Annotated in this window: 24 protein-coding genes; 3 read left to right on the top strand and 21 right to left on the bottom strand. The window is 67.3% G+C overall.

What is annotated here, in order from left to right; translation table 11 throughout:
- Positions 1-9: 9 nt before the first annotated feature.
- The 9 genes from flgJ to flgB all read right to left on the bottom strand — a co-directional run bounded on the left by flgJ (position 10) and on the right by flgB (position 7,624).
- On the bottom strand, positions 10-912 hold the full coding sequence (gene flgJ / locus ACAV_RS21450; RefSeq protein ID WP_013596674.1) for a flagellar assembly peptidoglycan hydrolase FlgJ: 903 nt from the start codon (positions 910-912) through the stop codon (positions 10-12).
- A gap of 42 nt (positions 913-954) precedes the next feature.
- Entirely contained in the window at positions 955-2,121 is a 1,167-nt protein-coding gene (locus tag ACAV_RS21445) for a flagellar basal body P-ring protein FlgI (RefSeq protein ID WP_013596673.1), read from the bottom strand.
- 190 nt (positions 2,122-2,311) lie between these two features.
- The gene (locus ACAV_RS21440) at positions 2,312-3,025 is read right to left on the bottom strand and encodes a flagellar basal body L-ring protein FlgH (protein WP_049791283.1); all 714 of its coding nucleotides are present in this window, start codon (positions 3,023-3,025) and stop codon (positions 2,312-2,314) included.
- Between the two features lie 41 nt (positions 3,026-3,066).
- Positions 3,067-3,849, bottom strand: a complete 783-nt coding sequence (gene flgG, locus ACAV_RS21435; RefSeq protein ID WP_011797436.1) for a flagellar basal-body rod protein FlgG — start codon at positions 3,847-3,849, stop codon at positions 3,067-3,069.
- A gap of 63 nt (positions 3,850-3,912) precedes the next feature.
- The gene (flgF, locus tag ACAV_RS21430; protein ID WP_013596671.1) at positions 3,913-4,653 is read right to left on the bottom strand and encodes a flagellar basal-body rod protein FlgF; all 741 of its coding nucleotides are present in this window, start codon (positions 4,651-4,653) and stop codon (positions 3,913-3,915) included.
- Positions 4,654-4,714: 61 nt separating this feature from the next.
- A complete protein-coding gene (gene flgE / locus ACAV_RS21425; protein ID WP_013596670.1) occupies positions 4,715-5,992 on the bottom strand; it encodes a flagellar hook protein FlgE in 1,278 nt (425 codons plus the stop codon).
- Between the two features lie 57 nt (positions 5,993-6,049).
- A complete protein-coding gene (locus ACAV_RS21420) occupies positions 6,050-6,700 on the bottom strand; it encodes a flagellar hook assembly protein FlgD (protein ID WP_013596669.1) in 651 nt (216 codons plus the stop codon).
- A gap of 22 nt (positions 6,701-6,722) precedes the next feature.
- Entirely contained in the window at positions 6,723-7,127 is a 405-nt protein-coding gene (flgC, locus tag ACAV_RS21415) for a flagellar basal body rod protein FlgC (protein ID WP_013596668.1), read from the bottom strand.
- A gap of 53 nt (positions 7,128-7,180) precedes the next feature.
- Positions 7,181-7,624: a flagellar basal body rod protein FlgB gene (flgB, locus tag ACAV_RS21410; protein WP_013596667.1), complete on the bottom strand. Its 444-nt coding sequence runs from the start codon at positions 7,622-7,624 to the stop codon at positions 7,181-7,183.
- Positions 7,625-7,871: 247 nt separating this feature from the next.
- Between flgB and flgA the strand changes: the two genes are divergently transcribed.
- From flgA to ACAV_RS21395, 3 genes are all read left to right on the top strand, one after another.
- Positions 7,872-8,651, top strand: coding sequence for a flagellar basal body P-ring formation chaperone FlgA (gene flgA / locus ACAV_RS21405; protein ID WP_013596666.1), 780 nt, complete (start codon positions 7,872-7,874; stop codon positions 8,649-8,651).
- A gap of 91 nt (positions 8,652-8,742) precedes the next feature.
- Complete coding sequence (gene flgM, locus ACAV_RS21400; protein ID WP_013596665.1) at positions 8,743-9,084, top strand: flagellar biosynthesis anti-sigma factor FlgM; 342 nt, start codon at positions 8,743-8,745, stop codon at positions 9,082-9,084.
- Between the two features lie 77 nt (positions 9,085-9,161).
- The gene (locus ACAV_RS21395; protein WP_013596664.1) at positions 9,162-9,572 is read left to right on the top strand and encodes a hypothetical protein; all 411 of its coding nucleotides are present in this window, start codon (positions 9,162-9,164) and stop codon (positions 9,570-9,572) included.
- Positions 9,573-9,687: 115 nt separating this feature from the next.
- Here the strand turns inward: ACAV_RS21395 and ACAV_RS21390 are convergent, their stop codons facing one another.
- From ACAV_RS21390 to ACAV_RS21335, 12 genes are all read right to left on the bottom strand, one after another.
- On the bottom strand, positions 9,688-10,401 hold the full coding sequence (locus ACAV_RS21390; protein WP_013596663.1) for an RNA polymerase sigma factor FliA: 714 nt from the start codon (positions 10,399-10,401) through the stop codon (positions 9,688-9,690).
- A 4-nt stretch (positions 10,402-10,405) separates the two neighbouring features.
- Positions 10,406-11,203: a hypothetical protein gene (locus tag ACAV_RS21385; protein ID WP_013596662.1), complete on the bottom strand. Its 798-nt coding sequence runs from the start codon at positions 11,201-11,203 to the stop codon at positions 10,406-10,408.
- Complete coding sequence (flhF, locus tag ACAV_RS21380; protein WP_013596661.1) at positions 11,196-12,797, bottom strand: flagellar biosynthesis GTPase FlhF; 1,602 nt, start codon at positions 12,795-12,797, stop codon at positions 11,196-11,198. Before flhF ends, ACAV_RS21385 begins: the two co-directional genes overlap by 8 nt.
- On the bottom strand, positions 12,794-14,875 hold the full coding sequence (gene flhA / locus ACAV_RS21375) for a flagellar biosynthesis protein FlhA (protein ID WP_013596660.1): 2,082 nt from the start codon (positions 14,873-14,875) through the stop codon (positions 12,794-12,796). The genes flhF and flhA overlap by 4 nt, the downstream gene beginning before the upstream one ends.
- Positions 14,872-16,044, bottom strand: a complete 1,173-nt coding sequence (locus tag ACAV_RS21370; RefSeq protein WP_013596659.1) for an EscU/YscU/HrcU family type III secretion system export apparatus switch protein — start codon at positions 16,042-16,044, stop codon at positions 14,872-14,874. The genes flhA and ACAV_RS21370 overlap by 4 nt, the downstream gene beginning before the upstream one ends.
- Before the next feature lie 246 nt (positions 16,045-16,290).
- Positions 16,291-16,938: a protein phosphatase CheZ gene (locus ACAV_RS21365; RefSeq protein ID WP_013596658.1), complete on the bottom strand. Its 648-nt coding sequence runs from the start codon at positions 16,936-16,938 to the stop codon at positions 16,291-16,293.
- Between the two features lie 2 nt (positions 16,939-16,940).
- Positions 16,941-17,327: a chemotaxis response regulator CheY gene (cheY, locus tag ACAV_RS21360; protein WP_011797421.1), complete on the bottom strand. Its 387-nt coding sequence runs from the start codon at positions 17,325-17,327 to the stop codon at positions 16,941-16,943.
- A gap of 66 nt (positions 17,328-17,393) precedes the next feature.
- On the bottom strand, positions 17,394-18,332 hold the full coding sequence (gene motB / locus ACAV_RS21355; protein WP_013596657.1) for a flagellar motor protein MotB: 939 nt from the start codon (positions 18,330-18,332) through the stop codon (positions 17,394-17,396).
- Between the two features lie 27 nt (positions 18,333-18,359).
- A complete protein-coding gene (gene motA, locus ACAV_RS21350; RefSeq protein ID WP_013596656.1) occupies positions 18,360-19,220 on the bottom strand; it encodes a flagellar motor stator protein MotA in 861 nt (286 codons plus the stop codon).
- A gap of 141 nt (positions 19,221-19,361) precedes the next feature.
- A complete protein-coding gene (locus tag ACAV_RS21345; RefSeq protein ID WP_244875498.1) occupies positions 19,362-23,402 on the bottom strand; it encodes a glycosyltransferase in 4,041 nt (1,346 codons plus the stop codon).
- A gap of 378 nt (positions 23,403-23,780) precedes the next feature.
- Entirely contained in the window at positions 23,781-24,515 is a 735-nt protein-coding gene (locus tag ACAV_RS21340) for a class I SAM-dependent methyltransferase (RefSeq protein WP_013596654.1), read from the bottom strand.
- Positions 24,508-25,863, bottom strand: a complete 1,356-nt coding sequence (locus ACAV_RS21335) for an ATP-grasp domain-containing protein (RefSeq protein ID WP_041828841.1) — start codon at positions 25,861-25,863, stop codon at positions 24,508-24,510. The genes ACAV_RS21340 and ACAV_RS21335 overlap by 8 nt, the downstream gene beginning before the upstream one ends.
- Positions 25,864-25,900: the final 37 nt, after the last annotated feature.

Below are 25,900 nucleotides of genomic sequence, written 5' to 3'. Positions count from 1 at the left end.
CACCCGCCTTCATGCCGAGGGCCCCACGCGCAGCGTGCTGTGGATGGCCCGGCTCAGCTTGTGCGCGTACTCGGGGTCCGTGGCGTAGCCCGCCTTCTGCAGCTCGGCCGCATAAGCCACGGCCGAATGCGTCTTGCTGCGGGCCTTTTCGTAGCGCGGGTTGTCGTTGATGAGGCGCGCGTAGTCCTTGAAGGAATCCTCGTAGGAATCGTAGGCGCGGAACTTGGCCGTCACCTTGCGCGGCGTGCCGTTGATGTATTCGGTGGTGGTCACCTCCGCCACCTTGCCCGTCCAGCCCTTGCCGGCCTTGATGCCGAACAGGTTGAAGGAATTGCTGCCGTCCTTGCTGCGGATCTCGCTGCGGCCCCAGCCGGTCTCGTGCCCGGCCTGGCCGAGCATGAAGCTCGCGGGGATGCCGCTTTCCTGCGACACGCGCTCGGCTGCGTCGCGGTGGTGCTGCACGAAGCCGTCGCGGCCCTTGGGTGCAGGGGCGTAGGCGTTGGCAGCTGCTGCGGCGCGCGCGGACTGCTGCGGCTGCAGGCTCAGCGTGGACGGCGGGGAAAACGTGGGCGCGGCCTCCTGGCCGCCGCCGATCTGGCGCGTGAGCTGGCGCTGGATGGCTTCCGAGAGCCCGCCCTGCAGGCCCGACATCTGCACCGAGAACTGCTGGTCCAGCATGTCCTGGCCCAGGTTGCCCTGCTCGCCTTCCATCAGGCCGGACTTCATCGTCGCCTCGCGCATGCTCTTGATCATCTCGCGCATGAAGAGCGATTCGAACTGCTTGGCCGCTTCCTTCGCGGCCTTCGGGTCGTTCTGCCCGGCCTGGAACTTCAGCGCATCCAGCGAGCGCGCATCCACCGCCAGCGCATTCGAGGCCGTGGCGGGGGCGGAGGACGTCAGGCTGAGCGACATGGCGGTCTCCCTGCAGTCAGGCGGTGGCGGACACGGCGGCCATCAGATGACCTCCAGTTCGGCATTGAGCGCACCTGCGGCCTTGATGGCCTGCAGGATGGCCAGCAGGTCCTGCGGCGTGGCGCCCAGCGTGTTGAGTGCGCGCACCACGTCGGCGAGCTGCGGCGAGGGCGGCATCTGGATGATGTTGCCCGGCTCCTGCTTGATCGCGATGTCGCTCTTCTGCGCGACCACGGTCTGCCCCTGAGAGAGCGGATTGGGCTGGCTGATCACCGGCGTGGAACTGATCGTGATCGACAGGTTGCCGTGCGCGATCGCGCAGGGGCCCAGCGTCACGGCCTGGTTGAGCACGATGGAGCCGGTGCGCGCATTGATCACGACCTTGGCCGCCGGCGTGGCGTCGGCCAGCGGAATCTCTTCCAGGTCGGCGATGAAGTTCACGCGGCCACCCGGGTCCTGCGGGGCGCGCACCTGCACCGTGCGGCCATCTAGCGCCGTGGCGATGGACGCGCCCTTGCCGAGCTTGTCGTTGATGGCCCGCGCCACCTTGCGCGCGGTCTGGAAATCCGAGGCGTTGAGCCCGAGGTTGATCGTGTCGCCGTCATTCAGCGGCGTGGGCACCGAGCGCTCCACCTGCGCGCCTTCGGGAATGCGGCCCGCGCTCAGGTGGTTGATCTGCACCTTGCTGCCGCCGGCCGCGGCGCCTGCGCCACCCACCACCAGGTTGCCCTGCGCCAGCGCGTAGATCTCGCCGTCGGCGCCGCGCAGCGGCGTGGCGATCAGCGTGCCGCCCTTGAGCGACTTGGCATTGCCCATGGAGGACACGTTCACGTCGATGAACTGCCCGGGCTGGGCGAACGCCGGCAGCTGCGCCGTCACGATCACCGTGGCCACGTTCTTGAGCTGCGGCGCCGCCGTGCCGGGCGGCAGGCTGATGCCCATCTGCTGCAGGTAGTTGGTGAGCGCCTGCGTGGTGATGGGCATCTGCGTCGTCTGGTCGCCCGTGCCGTCCAGGCCCACGACCAGGCCGTAGCCCGTCAACTGGTTGCTGCGCACCCCCTGCACGGCCGCCACTTCCTTGATGCGCAGCGCGTGCGCGGGCGCCATCGCCCCCAGCAGGGCGAGCGCGGCAAGGCCATGCGCGAGCCCCAGCCGCAGGGCGGCCCGGTGCGCGCGTGCGAGGAAGGAGGTGGGGGCAGGAGACTTCATGGCACCGATTGTGGGATCGAAGGGCGCCGGGGGATGGAGGGAAAAGCCGCCGGATCACCCGCTTTATGAGGGAACAAAGGGGGCGTCCCTCCGTGCGCCGCCGGGCCGCAGAAAGCAAAAAACCCGCACCACCGTGAGGGCGATGCGGGCAGGTGAAAGAGTGCGGCCGGGTTCGAAAGCCGGCGTCGGCTCAGAACGGCGCCACCGAATTGAACGCCCGAGCCAGCCACCCCATGGCCTGCGCCTCGGCCGGGGAGCCCCTGCCGCGCGACTGCACGCGGGCATTCGCCACCAGGGTGGAGCTGACCACGCTGCCCGGCTGCAGCGAGCGCGGGTCCACGGTGCCCGAGAAGCGCAGCACGTCCACGTTCTCGGCCACGCCGATCTGCTTCTCGCCCGCGATCACGAGGTGGCCGTTGGGCAGCACGTCCACGACCGTGGTGGTGATGGTGCCGGTGAAGGTATTGGTACTTTGCAGGTCGCCCTTGCCCTCGAAGTTGTTGGTGCTGTTGCCGCCGAGCTTCAGCTTGCCGATGTCGCTCGCGCCGATGAAGGGGAACGCGGTCACGCCGGCCGTGTTGGCGGCCGTGCGGTCCACCTTGGAGCTGGACTTCTGCGATGCGGAGATCGTCTCCACGATCTGGATGGTGACGATGTCGCCCACGAGCCGCGCGCGGCGGTCCTCGAATGCCGGCCGGTAGCTGGCTGCATGAAAAAGGCTGCCGGTGGCCGGGCCGGTCGCGCGGGGCGCCGTCTGCACGGCGATCGGCGCCTGGGTGGGCGGCATGTCGATCGGCGGCGGCGGATTGACGGAGGCGCAGCCCGTGGCGGCCAGCAGGGCGGCCACGGCGGCGAGGCGCAGCGGGGCTGCGCGGAGGAAGAGGGAGGCGGCGGTGTGCGGCATGGTCGGTGTCCCGGCGGTGGTCAGGAAGGGGAGGGCGCGCATCACAGCTGCGCGAGCTTGGCCAGCATCTGGTCGGATGTCTGGATGGCCTTGGAATTCATTTCGTAGGCGCGCTGGGTCTGGATCATGGACACCAGCTCTTCCACCACGTTCACGTTGGAGGTTTCGAGGAAGCCCTGGCGGATGATGCCCAGGCCGTTGGTGCCGGGCGTGCCCTGCTGGGGCTGGCCCGACGCCGCGGATTCCTTGAACAGGTTCTGCCCGATCGGCTCCAGGCCGGCCGAGTTGATGAAGCTCGCCATGCCCAGGGTGCCGATCTGCTGCGGCGCGGTCGTGCCCGGCACGGTGGCCGAGACGATGCCGTCCGTGCTGATGCTGATCCCCGTGGCGTTGGCCGGCACGGTGATGCCGTTGGCCACGGGCAGGCCGCTGGAGGTGACCAGGCGCCCCTGGGAGTCGAGCTGGAACGATCCGTCGCGCGTGTAGCCCGTGGTGCCGTCCGGCATCGTCACCTGGAAGAAGCCGTTGCCGTTGATGGCCACGTCCAGGTTGTTGTTGGACTGCGCCAGGCTGCCCTGCGTGAAGTTGCGGCTGGTGGCCACCGTGCGCACGCCCAGGCCCAGGTGCAGGCCGGTGGGCAGCTGGTTCTGCTCGGTGGTCTGCGCGCCCACCTGGCGCAGGTTCTGGTAGATCAGGTCCTCGAACACCGCGTTGTTGCGCTTGTAGCCGGTGGTGGAGACGTTGGCGAGGTTGTGGGAGATCACGTCCAGCTGCGTCTGCTGGGCGGACATGCCGGTCTTGGCGATCCAGAGCGAATTGATCATGGCGGTTCCTCGGGGAATGCGGGCTTGGCTTGGCGTGCGGTGAGAGGGGCGTAGGCGCCGGCGTCAGCCGTTCAGGTTGAGCAGCTGGGCGGCCGTCTTGTCGTTGTTCTCGGTCGTCTGCAGCAGCCGCATCTGGGCTTCGAACTGCCGGGAGGCGGCGATCATGCCGACCATGCTTTCCACGGCGTTCACGTTGGAGCCCTCCAGCGCGCCGGACAGCAGCCGCGCATTCGGGTCATTGGGCATCGGATCGCCCGATGCGGTGCGAAAGAGCGCGTCGTCGCCGCGCTTGAGCGGGTCTTCCGGCGTCGGGGTGGCGAGCTTCAGCCGTCCGATCGGGGTGGGCTGCTGGCCCGCCACGCGCGCAGTGATGGTGCCGTCCGAGCCCAGGGTCACGTCGGCGCCGGGCGGCACGTCGATCGGGCCGCCGCCGTCGGACAGCACGGTGAGTCCGTTGGAGGTGCGCAGCTGGCCCTCCGCATTCACCTCGAAGCTGCCGTTGCGGGTATAGGCCTCGGTGCCGTCCAGGCCCTGCACCGCGAACCATGCGTTGCCCACCGCCATCGCATCCAGGTTGCGGCCGGTGCGCTGCACGGGGCCGGGCGTCTCCACATGGCCGGAGGTCGCCTCCAGCGCGAACACGCGCGTCTTGGAGCCGTCGCCCTGCACGGGCACCGAGCGGAAGGTGGACATCTCCGCGCGGAAGCCGTTGGTGGAGGCGTTCGCGAGGTTGTTGGCCAGCACCGCCTGCCGTTGCGCGGCAGCGCTGGCGCCCGTCATGGAGGTGTAGATGATGTGGTCCATCGCTCGGCCTGGATGAAGGAAGGGGGTCGGAGGTCAGTGGCGGATCAGCGGGATCGGGCCGTCAGCGCAGGTTCACCAGCGTGGACATCACCTGGTCCTGCGTCTTGATGGTCTGCGCGTTGGCCTGGTAGGCGCGCTGTGCGGTCATCATGTTCACCAGCTCGGCCGTGAGGTCCACGTTGGAATCTTCCAGCGCGCCGGAGCGCAGCCCGCCGAACTTGCCTTCGGTGGGCGTTCCGAGCACCGGCTGGCCCGACTCGAACGTTTCCACCCAGTTGTTGCTGCCCACCGAGGCCAGGCCCTGCGTGTTGCGGAAGCTGGCCAGCGCCACCTGCCCCTCGGCGCGCGTCACGCCGTTGGAATAGCGCGTCATCACCGTGCCGTTGTTCTCGATGCTGATGCCCGTGAGTTCGCCGGCCGTGTAGCCGTCCTGCGACAGGTTCGACACGGCGAAAGCCTTGCCGTACTGCGACACGCCGTCGAGCTTGATGTTCACCGTGTAGTCGGCCAGTCCGTTCGGGTTGGGCGGCGTGGGTTTCACGGTGAGCGGCATCTGGAAGCCGGTTTCCGGTGCAGTCGCGGTCGGCGAGACGATCTTGCCGCTGTTGTCGAACTTGATCTGGCCGATGGGCGTGGCCACCACCGGCGGCGTGGCCGTGGCGTCGTCGAGCTTGTCGTACACGTCCCAGGTGTTGGCACCGTTCTTCTGGAAATACAGGCTCACCGGCTTGGCCACGCCCTGGCTGTCGTACACGTTGATGGACGTGCCATAGGTGGAGCGCGGCGTGGCGGGCACGGGAGGCGTGGCCGTGGCGTCGCCGGCGGCATCGGGGGCGCGGGCGTCGAGGTTGAATTCCGCCGTGATCGCCGTGGTCTGCTTGGCAGGGATCGGCTTGGACGTGGGGAAGGACAGCGGCGCGGCGTTGCTCGCCGTGCGCTTGCCCGTGATCGGGTCCAGCGCATAGCCCATGACCTGCGCCTTGGTGTTGGTCACCAGCTGGCCGTTGCTGTCGAGCTTGAAGTTGCCGGCGCGGGTGTAGGCGCGCGAGCCGTCGGGCTGCTGCAGCGTGAAGAAGCCGTCGCCGTTGATGGCCACGTCCAGGCTGTTGCCCGTGACGGAGATGTTGCCCTGGTTGAACTGCTGCGCCACCGCCGACAGTTCCACCCCGATGCCGGCATTGGTGCCGCCCGCGGAGCCGATGGCATTGGCCACCATCTCGGCGAATTCGGCGCGCGAGGCCTTGAAGCCGACGGTGCCGGAGTTGGCCACGTTGTGGCCGATCACGTCCAGGTTCTTGCTGGCGGCGTTGAGGCCGGACAGGCCTTGCTGGAAGCTCATGGTGCTCTCCTCGGGGGACGGAAAAGGGGTTGTTGTCTTGCGGAATGCGCGAGGCCGTCAGAGCACCGCGCGGATGTTGCTGTAGTTCACGGTGCCGCCCGTGTCCAGGTTCAGCGTGAGGGCGCCGGCGTTGGAGCCGGTGCCCACCACCTTGGCCTGCATGAGCGGCGTCGCCTCGACGGCACCGTCCTTGGTGGATGCCACCACGCGGAAGCTCAGGTCGCTGCGGGTGCCGCTGTACTTGCTGCCGTCCCAGCTGAAATCGTGGCGTCCTGCCGCGCTCGCGCCCACGTCCACCGTATCGACCACCTGGCCGCCGGGGGTGACGACCTCCACCTTGACGTCGGTGGCGGCGCCCTTGAGGTCGAAGGACCCGGTGCCGGCACTGTCCTTGAAGGTCATCTTTGAGCCCTCGGTCAGCACGTTGCGGCCGATCATCATCGTGCCCTGCAGGGTCTGCATGGTCGTGAACTGCTCGGCCATGGTCTGCATGCTCAGGTTGAGCTGCTGGATGCCCGTCACCGTGTTGATCTGCGCCATCTGCGAGGTCATCTGGGCGTTGTCCAGCGGATTCATCGGATCCTGGTTGTTGAGCTGCGCCACCAGCAGCTTCAGGAAGCGGTCCTGCGCGGCGGCCGGGTCGGTGGCGGAGTTCGAGCTGGAGCCCGTGTTCACGGTGGCCGTGGAGCCGATGGGGTTGAGGATCATGGTGCGGTCCTTGGGGAAGGGATTACTGGCCCATCTGCAGCGTCTTGAGCAGCAGCGACTTGGTGGTGTTGAGGACCTCGACGTTGTTCTGGTAGGAGCGCGAGGCCGAGATCATGTTGACCATCTCTTCCACCGGATTCACGTTGGAGTGCGTGACGTAGCCCTCCGCGTCGGCCTGCGGATGGGTGGGATCGAGCACGCGCTTGCCGGGCGCCTGGCTCTCGCTGATGGCGCTCACGCGCACGCCAGCCGCACCTTCGTCACCCATGGGCGCCGTCTGGAAGACCACCTGGCGTGCCTTGTAGGCCTGGCCGTCGGGGCCGGCCACGGCATCGACGTTGGCGAGGTTGCTGGCCACCACGTTGAGGCGCTGCGCCTGCGCGCTGATCGCGCTGCCGGAGACGCCGAAGATCGAGAACATGGACATGGCGGTGATCGCTTTCCTGGTGCGTTGCGGGCGGCGAAGGCGTGCGTGCGCCCTTACTGGCCCTGGATCGCGCTCAGCATGGTGCGCGCGTTGCCGTTGATGAAACGCAGCGTGGCCTCGTAGCGCACGGCGTTGTCGGCGAACGCGGCCCGCTCGCGGTCCAGGTCCACCGTGTTGTTGTCCAGGCTCGGCTGGGTCTGCACCGTGTAGCCCAGGGTGCCGGGCGCGCCGCTGCCGGTGGTGGCGCCGGGCAGGGGGATGTGGCGCGGATCGGTGGCGCTCTGCTGGCGCTGCAGGGCGCGCTCCACCGCGCTGAACGAGGCACCCTCGCCCTGGCCGGTGGCATCGCGCAGCGCATCTGCGAAATTGAAGTCGCGCGCCACATAGCCGGGGGTGTCTGCATTGGCGATGTTGCTCGCGATGGCGCGCTGGCGCTCGGCACGCAGCATGAGCGCGTTGCCGTGGAAATCCAGCCTTTCGGTCAACTTGTCGAGCATGGGGCACCTTGCGGAAATCGGGGGGGATCGGGGCCGCCGCGCGGCACGGGCCACGGGTTTTCGGCGTGGTCCGATTATGGAAACGGGCCCTTTTTTCTAAAGCGCGAAGAACGCGGGGATTGGCGCGCAGTTCGGTCCATCGCCGGCGGCCCACACGCCCTAGAGTTCAGGTTGTGCAATGGCCCCCGGACCGCCCCGTCCGGCCGGCCCCGTCCATCGCCGCAGCCCGGCTGCCCAGGAGGCCCCCATGTCCCCCCATTCCCACCTGCCGTCTTCCCGTCCCGCCCCGCGCCGCGCCCGTGCGCTGGCCCGCATGGCCGGTGCCGCGCTGCTGGCCTGGAGCGCCGCCGCGGCCGTGCATGCCCAGGGCGCGCCCGCCGCGGACGCGACGGCCGACCTGGGCTCCATCACCCAGCGCTGGCTCGACGACGCCCTGCAGCGCAGCCAGGTGTCGGGCGGCTCCATGCCGCTGCGCATGGAAGTCAGCGTGGGCCAGCTCGACTCGCGCCTGCGCCTCGCGCCCTGCGCCCGGGTGGAGCCCTATCTTCCCGCCGGCTCCCGGCTCTGGGGCCGCACGCGGCTGGGCCTGCGCTGCGTCGAGGGTGCCACGGCGTGGAATGTCTTCCTGCCCGTCACCGTCAAGGCCTACGGTCCCGCCTGGGTGCTTACCGGCAACGTCGCCTCCGGCGCCGTGCTGACCGAGGCCGATGCCACCCAGGCCGAAGTGGACTGGGCGGCTGAGACGACCGCCATCGTGGCCAACCCGGAAAACTGGGTGGGACAGGTGGCATCCCGCCCGCTCATGGCCGGGCAGGCACTGCGCCAGCACATGGTGAAGGCCCCGATGGCCTTCCGCGCCGGCGCCCCGGTGCGGGTCGTTGCCCAGGGACGCGGCTATTCGGTAACATCCGCGGGGCAGGCCGTCACGGCAGGCTCGATCGGGGAGACTGTGCGTGTCCGCATGGACAATGGCCGGGTCATCGCGGGCATTGTGTCCAACGATGGAACGGTGGAAGTCGGCTTGTGACGTCCTGTTTCCGATAAAAGCCTAAAGTCCGCGCTCCGATGGCCGAAAACATTGCTACTGTGCCCCACATCGAACGGGGTGGGAGAGTGCGATGAAGATCAGTCAAAACCCGGAATTGCCGAATTCGCTGACGCAGCAGGTCCAGGCTGCGAAGCAGCAGGCCAAGGCGGCTGCGCCGGCGCCTGCCGCCGAAGAGGCCACCAAGACCGCGACCACGGTCGCCACCTCGGGCGGTACGCCCGTGACGTTCTCCAGCGCCGCCAAGGCGCTGGATCCGTCCCTGCGCAGCAGCGCGGATTTCGATGCCAACAAGGTCAAGGCCGTGCGCGCGGCCATCGAGAAGGGCACCTTCAAGGTCGATGCCGATGCCATCGCCGACAAGCTGCTCTCGAACGCCCAGGAAATCATCGCCCACTCTCCCAAGAGCCACTGATCCCGGCCCTTGTCCCGGCGCGGCCGTAGCGCACACGGTCCGCGCTCCGCATGGGCCGGTCGGCACAGGACCGACCCATGCACCCCTCCTCCGCCTCCCCGTCTTCCCCCCGCTCTCCTGAAACCCTGCTCGGCGCCGTCGAATCGCTCCTGGCCGACGTGGGGGCCCTGCTGCTGCAGGCGGATGCGCCCGCGCTCGAGCGCCGTGCCCCGCTGCTGCAGCAGGCAGCGCTCGACCTGTCCCGCTTCCTGGAAAGCCGGCCCGCCTCCGCGCCGCCCCTGCCGGACGACTGGACGCGCCGCATCCAGGCCGTGCGCAGCCAGCTGTCGCTGCAGCGCGAGCAGCTGGCCCGGCTCGCCGCGCTCACGAACCGCCAGGTGGCCACCTTCCTGCCTCCGGACCAGAACGGCACCACCTATGGCAGCCGCGGCCCTGCCGGCACCGGCATGCACGGCGGCGCTGCCCGGATCTACCGCTCGCAGGGCTGAACGGGCCTGCCGCGGCCCGCAAGGGGGTCTGCGCCACAAAGACCAAGGGCCCCGAGGGGCCCTTTCTCTTTCTCATGGCTGTCCCGGACGGCCGGGATGCCGGCGCCGGGCTGCGTCAGTGGCTGCGCATCTTCGCCCGCAGCCGCGCGATCGACTGGCTGTGCAGCTGGCAGATGCGCGATTCGGTCACGCCCAGCACCGCGGCGATTTCCTTCAGGTTCATGTCGTGCTCGTAGTACATGCCCATGATCTGCTGCTCCCGCTCCGGCAGCGCCTTGATCGCCGCCACCAGGGAGGCGCGCAGGCGCTGGTCGCGCAGCATGGCCATGGGGTCGGCCGCGCTGTCGGCCACGTGGCGGTCGAGGAAGCCGTCATCGTCGTCGCCGTGCGTCATGTCTTCCAGGTAGACCAGCTGGGTGCCGCGCACCTTGCTCAGCAGGGACTGGTATTCCGCGAGGCTGAGTTCCAGCTCCGTGGCGATCTCGGACTCGAGCGGGCTGCGGCCGAGCTTCTGCTCCAGCCGGGTCACGGCATGCTCGATCTCCTTCTGGCTCTTGCGTGAACTGCGCGACATCCAGTCGCCTTCGCGCAGCTCGTCGAGCATGGCGCCGCGGATGCGCTGGGAGGCGAAGGTCTCGAACTGCACGCCCTGCGTCACCTCGTAGCGCGACAGGGCCTCGCTGAGCCCGATCATGCCGACCTGGATCAGGTCGTCCAGCTCCACGTTGGGCGGGAGCTTCGCGATCATGTGGTGCGCGATCCGTCGGACCAGCGGCGCGTGCTGGCGGATCAATGCATCGCGGTTGAGCTGTCCTTTGGCGGTGTACATCGGATCAGTGGCTCCGTGCGAAGGGCTGGGCAGGCCGCTGCGTACCGAAGGGCGGGGCGGCAGCGACCGGCGCGGCGCCAATGGTGCCCGCGTTTTCCAGCAGTTGCAAGGCCAGGCGCTGCAGATCCTGTGGATGGTTGGCCCGCAGGGTGGTGGTGCGCAGTTCGCTGCCCAGGTGCCGCTCGGCGCAGCGCTGCAGGGTGGCGAGCGTGGCGTGGACCCGGTGCAGGCCCGCGGGCCGGTCGGTGGGCAGCACCGAGGCCACCGTGCAGGGGACGCCCGCATGCAGCGCCATGTGCTTGAGCTGGCGGTAGCTGCGCATCGCATGGTCGCCGCCCTCGGCGATCAGCAGCGGCACCGCGGCCGTGTCACGCACCAGGGGCGCCAGCGCCTCCGCCGGGGCATAGATCGCCAGCACCGCGTAGGACCGGAAGAAGGGCTGCAGGGTCTGCTGGGCGGCCACCGCATCGGTGCTCTGGCGGGCCAGCCGGCGCAGTCCGTAGGCGGCCGGCAGCACGGCCAGCGAGGCCGCCGCGGCGCCTCCCGTGTCCAGCGGCGCGCCATCCTGCCAGGACGGCTCGGCCAGCAGATGGGCCAGGCCGGGGGAGGCATCGGTCTCGCGCGCGGTCCCGTCGAGAACGGCCACGGGATACCCCATGCGCTGCAGCGCCGAGCACACCTGGAAGAAGGTTTCGAGCCCATAGGCCGCATCCGGCTGCGCCAGGATGGCCAGCAGGCGCAGGGGCGACTCGGGCATCAGGCGCAGCAGGCTCGCGCCCTGGTGGAAGGCAGTGTCAAGCATCGACCAGGGCCCTTTCCGTGGCGAGTTCGGGAGAGTGCGAGAAGAAGAAGTTCAGGTCCGAGGCCTTCGGGTCGAACGCCGACTTCGCGGGCGAGCGCATGGAGGTGGCGATCAGCTTCTGGGCATCGGCCGCTTCCCAGTCCTCTGGCACGCGCTGGCCGTTGGTCACGCCGCGCAGCACCATCTGGTGGCGGATCAGCGCATCCACGGCCGGGCCGAGCTTCACGGCCTCGTCCACCTTGGAGAGGATCGCCTGCTGCGAGCCGCCGGTCCTGAAGCCGGTGAGCACATCGTCCAGCGTGTCGCCGTGGCAGCCCGCGTTGAGCACCAGAAGGCGGTTCACGCCGGGCAGGTCGAGCACATCGAGCATGTCGCGCTTGCGCGGGTCGCGCGGGGCGATGCCGGTGGTGTCGATCAGCACCATCTTCTTGCCGGCCAGCAGGCCGAGCAGGTCCTGCAGGGCGGCGCGGTCATGGGCGAGGTGCGCCACCACGCCGAGCATGCGGCCGTAGGAGCGCAGCTGCTCGTGGGCGCCCACGCGGTAGGTGTCCAGGGTGATCAGGCCGACGCTGGCCGGGCCGTGGATGCGGGCGCACAGGGCGGCGAGCTTGGCGGTCGTGGTCGTCTTGCCCACGCCGGTGGCCCCCACCATCGCATACACCCCGCCTTCTTCATAGAGCGGGCGCTGGTGCGCATCGGTCTTGAGGTTGCGTTCCAGCACCTCCATCAGCCAGCGCACGGCATGGCCGGCACCCAGCTCTTCGGGCAGGCGCTCCAGCACGGCGCGCGCCAGCGAGGGCGAATAGCCCGCCCGGATGAGCTTGAGCATCAGGTTGGACTGGATCGGGTTCTGCCGTGCCTGGCCCAGCCAGGCCAGCGTGTTGAAGCGGTCCTCGATGAGGTCCTTCATGGACTGCAGCTCGCTCATCAGGTTCTGCTGGCCCGCTTCCTGGGCGAGCGAGGGCACGGGAGCCTGCACGCGGCGTTCGCGCACGGGCTGCTCGGGCGGCAGTCCCAGGGGGATGGCGTGCATCGGGTTGTGCCGCGGCAGCGGGGCGCTGGCGGGTGCCATGGTGCGTTCGGCCATGCGCGGGGCTTCGGGGCGGGACAGCGGCGCTCGCTCGGGCTGCAGGAACTGCTGTGGTGCGGCGGCGGGGGCGGGGGCGGGGGCGGGCGCCGCACCGTGCATGGCTTCGTGGCGGCGGCGCAGCATGCGCTCTCGCACGTAGTCCTGGAAGGAGAGCGTGCTCATCGCCAGCTGTTCCGTGTCCTGCGCCACCGGGTTGCGTGGGGCCTCGGCCCGCTGCGCCGCGCGCAGCGGCCGGCTCGACTGCGCCGGGTTGGCGGCCATGTCGGCGGCGCGTTCCTGCAGCCGGGAGGCGGCCGGGGCGCGTTCCTGGAGCCTGGGGGCGGCGGGTGCCGGCTCGGCAGCGGCGCTCTCCAGCGAGGACAGCGTGTCTTCCGCGGTGGCCATCACCTCGACGCCGCCGGCGATCTGGCGGTTCGACAGGATCAGCGTGCCGTCCCCGAAGGCCATGCGTGCCTTGGCCAGGGCCTCACGGGAGGTGGGAGCGGTAAAGCGTTTGATGTTCATGCTGCACCTTTGAGGATCGGGCCGATGCGGATGGTGTGGGTTTCAGGGATCTCGCTGTGGGCGAGCACCTGCAGGCGCGGGGCGACGCGGCGCACGAGGCGCGAGACGGCGTTGCGGATGGCGTCGGGTACGAGCAGGCAGGCGGGCATGCCCATCTCTTCCTGCCGCATGGCCACTTCCGCGGCCTTCTGCGTGAGGATGTCGGCCACGCCCGGGTCGAGCGAGGGGCCGGAGGCGTTGCCCAGGGCCTGCACCAGCAGGCGCTCCAGGCCCGGCTCGATCGCGATGACGTTGAGCTCGCGGGTCGGGCCGTAGATCTGCTGCACGATGGCCGGCGAGAGGGCGATGCGCACGCGGCGCGCCAGCTCCACCGGATCGCTGACCGTGCCCGCATGCTCGGCGAGGGTCTCGATGATGGTGCGGATGTCCCGGATGTGCACGGACTCTTCCAGCAGCAGCTGGAGCACCTTCTGGAACGTTGCGATCGACACCATTTTGGGAACCACTTCCTCGATGAGCTTGGGGGCCAGTTTGCCGACGTGTTCCACGAGCTGCTGCGTTTCGGTGCGGCTCAGGAGCTTGGCGGCCTGTACTTGCATCAAGTGTGACAAATGGGTGGCCATCACGGTTTCGGAATCAACGACCGTAAAACCCGCCATTTGTGCGGCTTCCTTCTGGTGCTCGTCGATCCAGTGGGCCGGCAGGCCGAATGCCGGGTCGGTGGTGGGCGTGCCGATGAGCGGCGTGCTGATGCCGCCGGGATTGATCGCCAGGAACATGCCCGGGAAGGCCTCGCCCTCGCCCACCACCACGCCGCGCAGCGTGATGCGGTAGGCGCTGGGCTTGAGCTCGAGGTTGTCGCGCACGTGCACGGCCGGGGGCAGGAAGCCCACTTCCTGGGCGAACTTGCGGCGCACCCCCTTGATGCGGGTCAGCAGGTCGCCCTGGCGGCTCTTGTCCACCAGGGAGATCAGCCGGTAGCCGAGCTCCAGGCCCAGCAGGTCCACCGGCTGCAGATCGTCCCAGCTGGCCTCCCCGTCGCCCACGGGGGCGGGCGGCGCCTCCACCGGCTTGGGGGCGTTGGCGCGCTGGTACAGCAGCCAGGCGGCATAGCCGATGCCGCTGCCCAGCACCAGGAACACGGCGTGCGGCATGCCGGGGATCAGGCCCAGCATGATCAGGATCGCGGCGGCCACGCCCAGCACGCGCGGCGACATGAAGAGCTGCTGCACGATCTGGCGGCCCATGTCCTGGTCCTTGCCCACGCGCGACACCACCATGGCGGCGGCCACCGAGATCAGCAGGCCGGGAATCTGCGCCACCAGCGCATCGCCGACGGCCAGCAGGATGTAGCTGTTGGCGGCCTGCGACGCGGACAGGTCGTGCTGCAGCATGCCGATGGCGAAGCCGCCTACGATGTTGATGAGCAGGATCAGAATGCCGGCGACGGCATCGCCGCGCACGAACTTCGAGGCACCGTCCATCGAGCCGAAGAAGTTCGCTTCTTCCTGCACCTCGGCGCGGCGGCGCTTGGCCTCCTTCTCGTCGATCAGGCCGGCGCTCAGGTCGGCATCCACCGCCATCTGCTTGCCGGGCATGGCGTCCAGCGTGAAGCGTGCCGAGACCTCGGCGATGCGCTCGGCACCCTTGGTCACCACCACGAAGTTGATCACCACCAGGATGGCGAACACGATCAGGCCGACGGCGAAGTTACCGCCGATCAGGAAGTGCCCGAAGGCCTCGATCACCGCGCCGGCGGCGCCCGGGCCGGTGTGGCCTTCCAGCAGCACCACGCGGGTGGAGGCCACGTTCAGCGACAGCCGCATCAGGGTGGTGAGCAGCAGCACGGACGGGAAGGCCGCGAAATCCAGCGGCCGCAGCATGTAGGCCGCCACCATCATCACCATGAGCGCCACGGCGATGTTGAGCGTGAAGAAGGTATCCAGCAGCCAGGCGGGGATGGGCAGCACCATCAGCGCCAGGATGGCCACCACCAGCAGCGGGGCCGACAGGCCCTGCAGTGCGGAGACATTGGTGCCGGCCCACTGGCGGGCGGAGGCGATCGTGGGGGTCTTCATGGCGCGTCACCTGCAGTGGAAGCGTCGGACGGTGCGGCCTTCGTGAGCGGATCGAGCTCCGGCGGCACGTAGGGGTCGGGCTGGGCGTCGGGCATGCGGCCTTCGCCGCGCAGTGCGGCCTTGAGCCGGTACACGTAGGCCAGGATCTGCGCCACGGCCGCGTACAGCTGGGAGGGAATCGGCTGCTCCAGCTCGGCATTGGCATAGAGCGCGCGGGCCAGCATGGGCGACTGCAGCACCGGCACGGAATGCTGGTTGGCCAGTTCGCGGATCTTGAAAGCCAGCAGGTCCGTGCCCTTGGACACCACCTGCGGCGCACCCATGGTGGCCTCGTCGTAGCGCAGCGCCACGGCGTAGTGGGTCGGGTTCATCACCACGAAGTCGGCCTTGGCCACGTTGCCCAGGCTGGCGCGGTTGGCGATCTCGCGAGCGCGCTGGCGCTGGCGACCCTTGACCTCGGGGCTGCCCTCGGACTGCTTGTGCTCCTGCTTCACTTCCTCGTGCGACATCTTCTGCCGCGACTTGAAGAAGAAGGCCTGCAGCGGCACGTCGATGAGGGCCGCGAGGAACACGACCAGCAGCAGCAGCGCCATGCCGCCGGTGATCCACTCGGCCACGTAGCGCAGGGCCACGGGGGAGGGCTGCAGCACCAGCATCGCTATCTTCTCGATGCTGGTGCTCATGAAACTCCAGGCCACGGCGGCGAGGATGCCGGTCATCAGCACCATCTTGAGCACGGTGACCATATGCTGCTTCGAGAACAGGTTCGAGAAGCCGGAAAGCGGGTTGATCCGGCTGAAATTGGGCATCACCGGCTTGAAGGTGAACAGCCAGCCGCCGGAGCCGATCGCGCTCGCCACGGCGGCCACGGTGGTCAGCACGGCGAAGGCAAAGCTCGCGGCCACCCCGACGAAGGCCATGTCCTGCAGCCGCTGCAGCATGGAGCCGGTGGCGAGCACCGTCTCGGCGTTGAACGAAAGGTGGTGCGCGATGGCCCGCTGCAGGTGCTCGATCAGGGAAGGGGCCAGCGCATAGGTGCTGACCGCGCCCATGCCGAGGACGGCGAGATGGGAAAGATCCCGGGACCGCGCAGCCTGGCCTTCCTCGCGCGCTTGCTGGAGCTTGCGCTCGGTCGCGGGTAGCTGTTTGTCTTGGCTGGAGGAGTCCATGGTGGCATGACGGAGGGGGTCATGCCGATTGTCGTGAGGGGTGCCGGAATCTAAAGTGCGAATAGACGGCCGGGAAGCCGCTTATTCCTCCGCGCCGTCCAGGGGGCAGGGACGGTGGCCGTGCAGGCCCGCTGCGAAAACGGCCCGCCGGGCCGGAAAAGCCCTGCCCGGCCAGGCAGGGCAGGGCGTGAAACCAGGGGCGGGCCGGCGCAGGGCTGCCGTGCCCGCTGCCGGGCCGGCGGGGGGTCAGAAGCCCAGGCTGGCCAGCAGGTCGTCCACTTCCGACTGGCTGGAGACGACGTTGGGGGTGTTTTCCGGATCCACCACCGGGCCGGCGAGGTGTTCGCGCCGGGGCTCGGGGGCGGCGGCGACCGGGGCAGGCGCGGGCATGACCGGCTGGGCCTGGGGGGGCGCCGTCTGGATGAGCAACTGCACCAGCTGCTGCTCGATCGTGCCGGCCAGGCTCACCACGCGCGCGATCACCTGCCCGGTGAGGTCGTGGAAATCCTGCGCCATCATGATCTCGGTGAGATGCACGTCGGCTTCCTTGGTCACGCGCTCCACGTCGTGCAGGAAGTTCATGATCTCGCCCTTGGCCACGGCGGCCACCGGGTCTTTCACCAGGGATGCCACCACGCGGCGCGTCTCCTCGGCGATGAAATCGTGCTGTGCCTTGGCCTGCTCGACGCGGTTGAGCACCTTCTCCGCGGCTTCGCCGGTGAGCCGGGCGATGTAGGAAAGGCGGCTCTGGGCATCGGGCAGCTCGCCCATGGAACCCTTCAACTGCTCGGCGTAGCCCAGTTCCCGCAACGCATCGTGCAGCTGGCGGGTGAGCTGCCCGATCTTGTTGTGGACATCCGCAGAGTCCGGGGCGTCGTGGTCCGGCGTGTCCATGGTCAGAGTCCCAGCTTCTTGAGGATGAGCGTGACTTTTTCTTCCAGCGTCGCCTTGGTGAAAGGCTTGACGATGTAGCCGGCCGCGCCGCCCTGGGCGGCCGCGACGATGTCTTCCTTGCGGGCCTCGGCCGTCACCATGAGGACGGGCAGGTGCTTGAGTTTGTCGTCCTTCTTGATCTCGGCCAGCAACTGGAACCCGTTCATGTTGGGCATGTTGATGTCGGTGACCACGAAATCGAACTTGCTGTTGCGCAGCTTGTTCAGTGCCACGACGCCGTCTTCGGCCTCGTCGGCGTCGGTGAACCCGCTTTCCTTGAGCAGATTGCGCACGATGCGCCGCATGGTGGAGAAGTCGTCAACGATCAAAAAGCGAAGGGCAGTGGTCACGTGGGACCCTTTCGGTCGGAAATTGCAGGAGCTATTGTCAGGGGCAGCCGCTTTGGTGACAAGACGTTACGGCTGCTGTGTCGATGCTGGATTTTCACGCTTTTCGGCCGCCAGTTCCGATATGGGGATCTGCGGGGCCTTTTTGCCCAGCAGCCGTTCCTCGGCTTCCTTGGTCAGAACCGTGATGGTGATGCGCCGGTTCACGGGTGCGCGCGGGTTCTCGGGCTCCAGCAGATCGCTGGCCGCGAGCCCCACCACGCGGCCCAGCTTGGCGTCGGGCATGCCTGCGGCCACCAGTTCACGCCGTGAGGCATTGGCGCGGTCGGCCGACAGCTCCCAGTTGCTGTAGCCCCGGTCGCCGTTGCCGTAGGGCGCGGCATCGGTGTGGCCGGCCAGGCTGATGCGGTTTTCCACCCCGCCGAGTGCCGCACCGATTTCCCGAAGAATATCGCGCATGTAGGGTTTTACCAACGCACTGCCGCTGTCGAACATCGGGCGGTTCTGGTCGTCCACGATCTGGATCTGCAGGCCATCCGGCGTCACGTCGATGCGGATCTGCGACTTGAACTCCTTCAGCCGCGGGTTTTCCGAGATCAGCGCGTCGATCTTGGCCTGCAGGGCCTTGATGCGCATCTGGTCCTGCCGGGCCTGTTCGGCGCGGGCGTTCTCGATGTTGGTCCGCCGGCTGGTGGCGGTGTCGGAGTCGGAGCGCCGGACCTGGCCGTGCACCTTGGAGAGGTCGTTGCCGCCGCCGGGAATGATGCTGGAGCTGTTGCCCGAGCCGTCGCCGCCCTGCATCGCCACCTTGAGAGGCGACGCGAAATACGCGGCGATGCCCTGCAGCTCGCCCTTGGCCGTCGAGCCCAGCAGCCACATGAGCAGGAAGAACGCCATCATGGCCGTCACGAAGTCGGCATAGGCGATCTTCCAGGCGCCGCCATGGGCGGCATGGCCGCCCTTCTTGACGCGCTTGATGATGATGGGCTGGAGCTTCTTGTCGGCCATGGCGTGCACCTCCGGCGGATGCCCGGATTACTTCTTGCCCTTCACGTGCCCTTCCAGCTCCGCGAAGCTGGGCCGGTCGCCCGAGAAAAGCACCTTGCGGCCGAACTCGATGGCCGTGGCGGGGTTGTAGCCCTGCATGCTGGCCAGCAGGGTGGTCTTGATGCACTGGAGCTCCTTGGCGGCGTCCTCGAGCTTCTGCTCCACGAGGCCGCCCAGCGGCTCCACCACGCCATAGGCGAGCAGAATGCCCAGGAACGTGCCCACCAGGGCCGAGCCGATCATGCCGCCCAGCACCGAGGGCGGCTGGCCCACCGAGCCCATGGTGTTCACCACGCCGAGCACGGCGGCCACGATGCCGAAGGCGGGCAGGGCGCCGGCCAGCCGGGCCAGGGCCGCCACGGGGGCGTGGGCCTCCTGGTGGTGGGTCTCGATCTCGCTGTCCATCAGCGATTCGATCTCGTGCGCGTTCAGGTTGCCCGACACCATCATGCGCAGGTAGTCGGTGGTGAACTCGATCACGTGGTGGTCGTGCCCGACCGTGGGGTATTTCTTGAAGATTTCCGACTCGTGGGGCGCCTCCACGTCCTTCTCGATCGCCATCAGGCCTTCCTTGCGGGCCTTCTGCAGGATCTCGTAGAGCATCGCCATCAGCTCCATGTAGCGCGCCTTGGTGTACTTGGAGCCCTTGAACGCCATCGGCAGCGCCTTGAGCGTGGCCTTGAGCACCTTGGGCTGGTTGTTCACCACGAAGGCGCCCAGGGCGCCGCCCAGGATGGTGACGATCTCGAACGGCAGCGCATGCAGCACCACGGAGATATTGCCGCCGTGTGCGATGAAGACCCCGAAGATGCACCCCAGGCAGACGATGTAACCGATGATGACGAACATGCAGGTGCTCGAGGGTATGCAGGGCCAGGAAAAGGCCGCCTTCCAGGACTATGCGAAGGCGGCCAAGGGAGAATACGGATCGTATCAATGGTATCGGACAGCATTCTCCACACTTGAATGGAATCGGGGCTCCGCTGTCCGTTATTCCGGCAGCCAGGCGCGGAGCCAGTTCTGGAGGTGGGCCCCCTCGAGCATCCAGTCGCGCTCGACAGCGGCCCTGAGCGCGTCGCCCGACCGCGCGGCGGCTGCCGGGTCGTGCACATGGGCGCGGATGGCATCCACCCAGTCCTTGAACCGGTTCTTGACCAGGGTGACCGGCAGCCCGCACTGGTAGGGCCGCGCGTCGCTGGCGATCACGGGATAGCCGCACGCGCCGTACTCCAGCAGCCGCAGGTTGCTCTTGCATTCATTGAAGAGGTTCTGCTCCAGCGGGGCGAGCGCCAGGTCCAGGTTCAGGCTGGCGAGCATGGCCGGATAGCGCTCGATGGACACCGGGCCGTGGTATTCCCGCACATAGGGCTTGATGCGGTCCGGGCACATCCCGAAGAAGATCCAGTCCACCTCGCGGTGCAGTTCTTTCACCACATCGGTGATCAGCTCCAGGTCACCCTGGTGGCTGATGCCGCCCGCCCAGCCGACGCGCGGCCGCCCGCCTGTCTGGCGGCTGCCCTGCAGTCCGCGCCACCAGCGCGGCGGCAGGCGGTTCTGCACCACCCGCATGTCCGGGTGGATACCCTTCAGGGCTTCGGCCAGGGCGTCGGTCGAGACGACGAAGCGGTCCATCATGCCGACGGAGCGGCGAAGCTGCCGCAGCACGTCCTTGGGCATCTCCTGGCGGTGCGTATTCTTGAGAGGCAGGTTGGGCAGGTAGTCGTCCAGCTCGGCCACCATGAACACCGGGCACAGGCGCTGGATGCGCTGGATGAGCTGGAGTTGCTCTTCATTCACCTGGCGCTGCAGCACCAGGGTATCGGGTTGCAGCCGGTGCAGTTCCTCGGGCGTGAAGTAGCGGCTGGCGAACCGCGCATCGGCAATGCCGCTGCCGTGCATGGCGCGCACCGGCTCGATCACCCGGTAGTGGCCGCAGCCGGAATGGTCGGCGGCCAGCGCCAGCACGACGGGTTGGGGCCGCCATGGCAGGGGGCGGCGGTTGATGGCAGCGTCGGTCTCCACGTCGAAGCCGGTGCCGTGCAAAGAGAGGTTGGGGTTGTAGGCCGGGTCGCGTGCCACGACGGGCAGCCACTTCTGGTACATGGCGTCCTGCTCGCCCATGAAGCGTGCCCGCTTGGCCTCCTGCGTGGCCACATCCACGGACTTCTGGCTCACGCTGCCTTCGTGCAGCACGACGGCGTGGGGCGTCCAGACGATGAGGTAGCCGGCCTGGCGTACCTTGAGGCACAGGTCCACATCGTTGTACGACACCTTGAAGGCTTCCTCGTCCAGCCCGCCGACCTCTTCGTAGACCGAGCGGCGGATCATCAGGCAGGCAGCGGTGACCGCGCTGTAGTTCTGGTCCACCTCCAGGCGATTCATGTAACCGGGCGCATCGGCCGGCAGGCCGATGAAGGGGTGGTCTGCCGGGCCGCGCAGGCCCAGCACGACGCCGCCGTGCTGGATCGTGCCATCGGCGTGCAGTAGCTTGGCCCCTACGATGCCGACCTCGGGCCGCTGCGCATGGTTGAGCATGGCGTCCAGCCAGTCGCCGCGCAGCGTGGCCGTGTCGTTGTTCAGCAGGATGAGGTACTCGCCGCGCGCCACGCGCGCCGCCGCGTTGTTGATGGCGGAATAGTTGAACGGATGCGGATAGCGCAGCACGCGGATGCGCGGATCGTCCATCGCTTCCAGCCCGCCGATCCACGCGCAGGCGGACGGATCCGTGCTGCCGTTGTCCACCAGGATGATTTCGTAATTCTGGTAGGCGGTCTTTTCCAGGAGGGAGCTCACGCATCGCTCCACCATGGCGAACTGGTCCTTGGTGGGGATGATGATGGAGACGGACGGCGTGGCCTCATGGCCGTAGTGCACCCGGTAGCGCCCCGGCAGGTTGGCATCGACCCTGGCCTGCACATATCCCCGCGCATGCAGGTGCCGTGCGATGGCCGTGATCTCGTCAGGGCGGCTGGACAGCTGCGGCAGGGCGGAAACGAGCAGCGGCTCGCTGACATGGCCGATGCATTCGATCCCTTCGGCCATGATCAGCCGCAGGATCAGATCCAGTTCCGCTGCCCCTGGGGCCTGCGGATCGAAACCGTCTGCCTGAAGGAATGCGTCACGCCTGAAGAGCCAGTGCCGTGCCATGCCCTGGGGGCACGAAAGCAGCAGGTCCAGGTTGAAGTCGGGCCGGAACAGGGTTCCCAGGCTGCCGGAGCCCGTATCCACCAACTCGTCTGCATAGATGGCCCGGCATTGCGGGGCGCTGCCGGCTTCCAGCAGCAGGGTCCACAGGCCATGGGGAGTGAAAACCTCACCGGCCTCCACGAACAGCAACCAGCCGGAACCGGCCGCGGCCACCTGCCGATTGGCGATCGCCGGCCATTCGGCAAGTGATTGCATTTCCACATGCTCGACCCCCGGCCGGGCCGGCCCGGGAGCGCGTGCAAGCACGGTGGCCTGCAATGCGAGCCCCGGCAAGCGCAGCGCTTCCAGGCTGTGAAGCGTGGCCGCTACCTGGTTGCTGTCGCCCTGGGCATCACGCACGAAGATGTGCACGGACGGGGCGGGCACCACGGTTTGCAGATGACTCTTCATCAACTGCAGCTGGGCCTCGCAGGGCATGCGCGCGGAGAGCCAGGGGCCCAATGCATCCACCAGTGGTGGAGCACCGCTCTGCATGCGCTCCAGGCGCGTGCCCAGATCGACCGTATCGAACATCCCTGGCAGGGCCAGCGGCGTGACGCGGACGAATTGGTTGTTGGTGGCTCGAACCCACCCCAACTGCTTCAGCGTGCGGCTGAAGTAGGCGTAGCGTTCCCGCCCGATATGGGCGTGGAGCCGCCCGAGGTGGCTGGTCTGCTCATTCGAAATGCGCAGGCACGACAGTGGCGCCTGCAGCAACGCGAGGTGGCCCAACCTCAGCAGCTGGACATGCATCGTCACGTCGCCAAGCCAGTAGACGGGTTCGTTCTCCAGCGAAAACTGCCTGCCCGCCAGCGGCAGCACATGCTCCCTGCGCACCATGACGGTACTGGGTTCGCCGATGAAATTCACGGTCCAGTCGGCCAGCAAGGAAACGAGGTCCCCACCTTCGATGAGGACGTCTCCGTTGAAAGGGTACTGGGTTGCCGCGATGTCCGGGTGCCTGCGGCCCTGCTCGTCGATGACCTGCCGGCGCGAGGACACGAGTGAGACGTCGTCATGCCGGTCCAGTACGTCGGCAAGGGTCCGGAGGCATCCCGGCAGAAGAATGTCGTCGTCGTAGAGAAACTTGATGTAGGCACCGCGGGCCAGCCGGATGCATTTGCCGACGTTGCCTTCCTCCCCCAGGGGTTCGGGATTCTTGAAGTAGCGGATGGCAACGGGCGATGTCCGCGGTTGTGAGCTGCCGCAGAGGTAGGGCGTGACCGCTTTCTCGACGGCATCACCCCGGCTGTCATCGCAAACCACGATCTCGAAGCTGTCGAACTCCTGCGCCAGCGCGCTTTGCAGCGCGGCGTCGAGATAGGTCGCCTTGTAGGCCGGGATGGCCACCGTGACCTGCACGGGGGATGCAGAATCCGGCTCGCCTTGCTCGCCGACGCCATCCTCCGCGTCCTTGCGCAGCAGCCAGCTGGGATGGGCGCATCCTGGCTCGGCGGGCTTGCGCCCGATGTGCAGGACGGAGCGGGCGCTGATGCCATGCTCGGAAAAGGCCGCTGCGCCCAGGTCGTCCTGGGTCAGCGAAGCCATCGCAAAACCTGCATGCTGCAGGCGTCCGATGAAGTCCTTCTTCGCGTAGAGCCGTACGTGGTCGTCCTGTCCGAACCGGCGCCAGCGCTCTTCGACCCGGCTCTCCTGGGGATCCTCGTCCGTGGTCGCCGCCGTGGCCAGCAGGGGCACCATCAGGATCGCGCAGCCGCCTGGCGCCAGGACCCGGTGCAGCTCGCGCATCGCCAGCTGATCGTCGTTCACATGCTCCAGGACGTGCGAGCAGATGATGAGATCGAAGGAATCGTCCGCATAGATCCGCATGTCGGTGATGTCCACGCGATCATCTGCGAGCGGGGATTGCAGATCCGCCGACCGGTAATTGCGCCCACCGAGACCTCGCAGCATGCTGGAAAGCGCCGGGGCCGGCGCTATGTCCAGAATCCGCAACTGCGGCAGGCTGGGGCGCAGCAGATGGCGCCGAATGAAATAGGCATACAGGCGATCGCGATCCGAGGCCATGCATGCAGGACAGCTGTAATGGGCGGTGTTCAGCGTCTCGAAGTCCGACATCGAAAACGATGCGCCGTGCTTGCGCAGGGACGAAGCGTAATGATCCGGTACGGGAAGGAAGTGCGTGACGCCATTTCCGCAGACCGGGCACGTGAAAAGGTCGGTGGGGGCAGAAGCCATGGTGGAGGTGCTCTGGTGATGGCGTTAACTGGCTGCGCAGCAGATGGAAAACAGGGAACCTGCAAGATCGGGATATTCCAGTCCCAGCTGGTAGAGGCCCTCCAGCTGGCTGGCCCCCAGGATTCCACCCGCGAACATCGCATTCATCTGGAAGTCGGCAAACGGCTTCAGCATGAGGCCACCTGTATGCACACTGGAAAGTCCTCCTGCCGAGATGTCCCTCGCCAGTTGCACGCGGTCGTAGGTTCGCCTGTGGCCGTGCCGCCGGTCGTTATCCGTCAGTTCATAGAGGTCGTCGACCAGCCCCATGTGGCGTGCCATCTGCCTGGACAGCGCACGCGCATTGGGCACCACAATGAACACCTTGCCACGTGGGGCGAGCAGGGTGCGAACCTTGCGCAGCAGGGCACGGGGGTCGATCACGTGCTCGAGAACGTAGCTCAGGAAAATATGCTCGTACGTCGTCGTGGATTCGAACTCTTCGAACAGCGACTGAATGAAGACCGCGTTCGGAATGCCGTGCGATCGGGCTTTTTGAAGAAAGACGGAGGATCCGTCCACCACCGTGAGGCTCTCGAAATGCGGTGCCAGCAGCTGGGTCATGTAGCCAAAGTCACAGCCAAGCTCCAGCGCATGGCTGTGCGGGGTGAAATGGGGCGTGAATGCCCGCATGGCCATGGACCTGATGGCAGCATCCTGGGGGCTGTCAGCGGTGGTGTAGGTGGCCGCCAGGCTCTCCAGGAACGTCTTTTCATCCATGATGGCTTTCCTCCTGCGATGGGCGGTGTGGGCGCGGCGCGAAACCCTGCTCCGTGAGAAGTTCGATCATGCTCAGGTCGAACGTCGGTATGCCCAGGGTTTTCCGGACTTCCTGGCGTTCGGAAAAGCTGTCGTCCACAAAGATGGGGTGGCCATCGGGCTGGATGTGGGCGGACTTCGTGCTCCCATCGGTAATATGGACCACCCGGTCGAACAAGCCATGCAGCCGGTGCTGTTGCAGTGTCTTTTCAATATCCAGTGCGTGCCGTGTCAGGAGCGTGACGGGCTTTTTGGCATTGATGCACTGAAATATCAGCTTCAATGCTTCCAGGTGCACTTCGCCATTGAGAATGAGCGTGTCGTCGAGGTCGATATAGAGCGCGTCGAATTCAATGTCGTGCCGATAGCGGTTGCGCAGGCTGCGATCCAGTTCCACGCTGCCCTGGTTTTGCTGTATCTGAAGGTTCAATCCGTCCTGTTCCATCAGGCTGAGCAGCGGGAAGTTGATCCCCTGGACCCTGTGGGCCGCCATGGCGCCCGCAACGCGGGGTGCCACCTCCAGCAACGTGAGGGCTCCTGAGGCCGAGCGCTTTACCTGAAAGAACCAGGCGCCCCGCATCTCCAGTTGCGTCGCGATGGCCCTGGCCATGCTCTCGATGCCCGGCAGATCCACGGTCACCGTGCAGTTGGATATGCCGTTGCGGACCCGGTCGCGGCGGCGGGCATGGCAAAAGAGCAGCCCCTGGCGAAGCGAGGAAAAGCAATCCACCGTGTATTCCTCGCCAGGAAGGTATTCGCATACCAGCGGGTCATGGGCGGTTCTCAGGGCGTGTGCCAGTTGCTCCTCGTCATCCGCTCGAAAAGCATTCAGGGAGCCCTGGCCGCGGTCGGGCTTGATGAAGACGGGAAATGTGTCGATGGAGCGAGGGTCGAATACCCTCGGTGTCTGGATGAACGCCTCGAGGCGTTGATAGGTGGCCCGTTTGGATCGCGTGGTCTCGCAGGTGTCTGCAGAAGGAGCGATTACCTTGGCACCCAGCGAGGCCCGCATCTTGCTGAGTGCCGTCAGGGCATCATCGTGTGCAGGAAATACGTAATCGATCTCCAGCCTTCTGCAGAGTCCGGCAATTTCTGATGGGAATGACGGGTGGGTCACATGCGGCAGCACATGGTACTCGCTATAGAGCAGGCGGGCGTGATTGGGAATGTCTTCGCCCGCTGCGAAAAGGCTTGTGTTGCGGCAGCCCTTGAGCGCTGCAAATATCTCCAGGCCGATTTCTGTTCCGGCTGGAAATACAAGCACCCTTCTTTCCGGCATTCCGCCGTTGCCTGCGATCTGCTGCTGCATCTGTGCCGGGCTTTCCATGGATGAACCGGGTTTCCGT

Origin of the sequence: Paracidovorax avenae ATCC 19860 (assembly GCF_000176855.2) — a bacterium.
In the GTDB taxonomy this organism is placed as follows: domain Bacteria; phylum Pseudomonadota; class Gammaproteobacteria; order Burkholderiales; family Burkholderiaceae_C; genus Paracidovorax; species Paracidovorax avenae.
The sequence above is the reverse complement of the archived record's forward strand: the minus strand, read 5'-3'. Positions and strand labels throughout refer to the sequence as shown.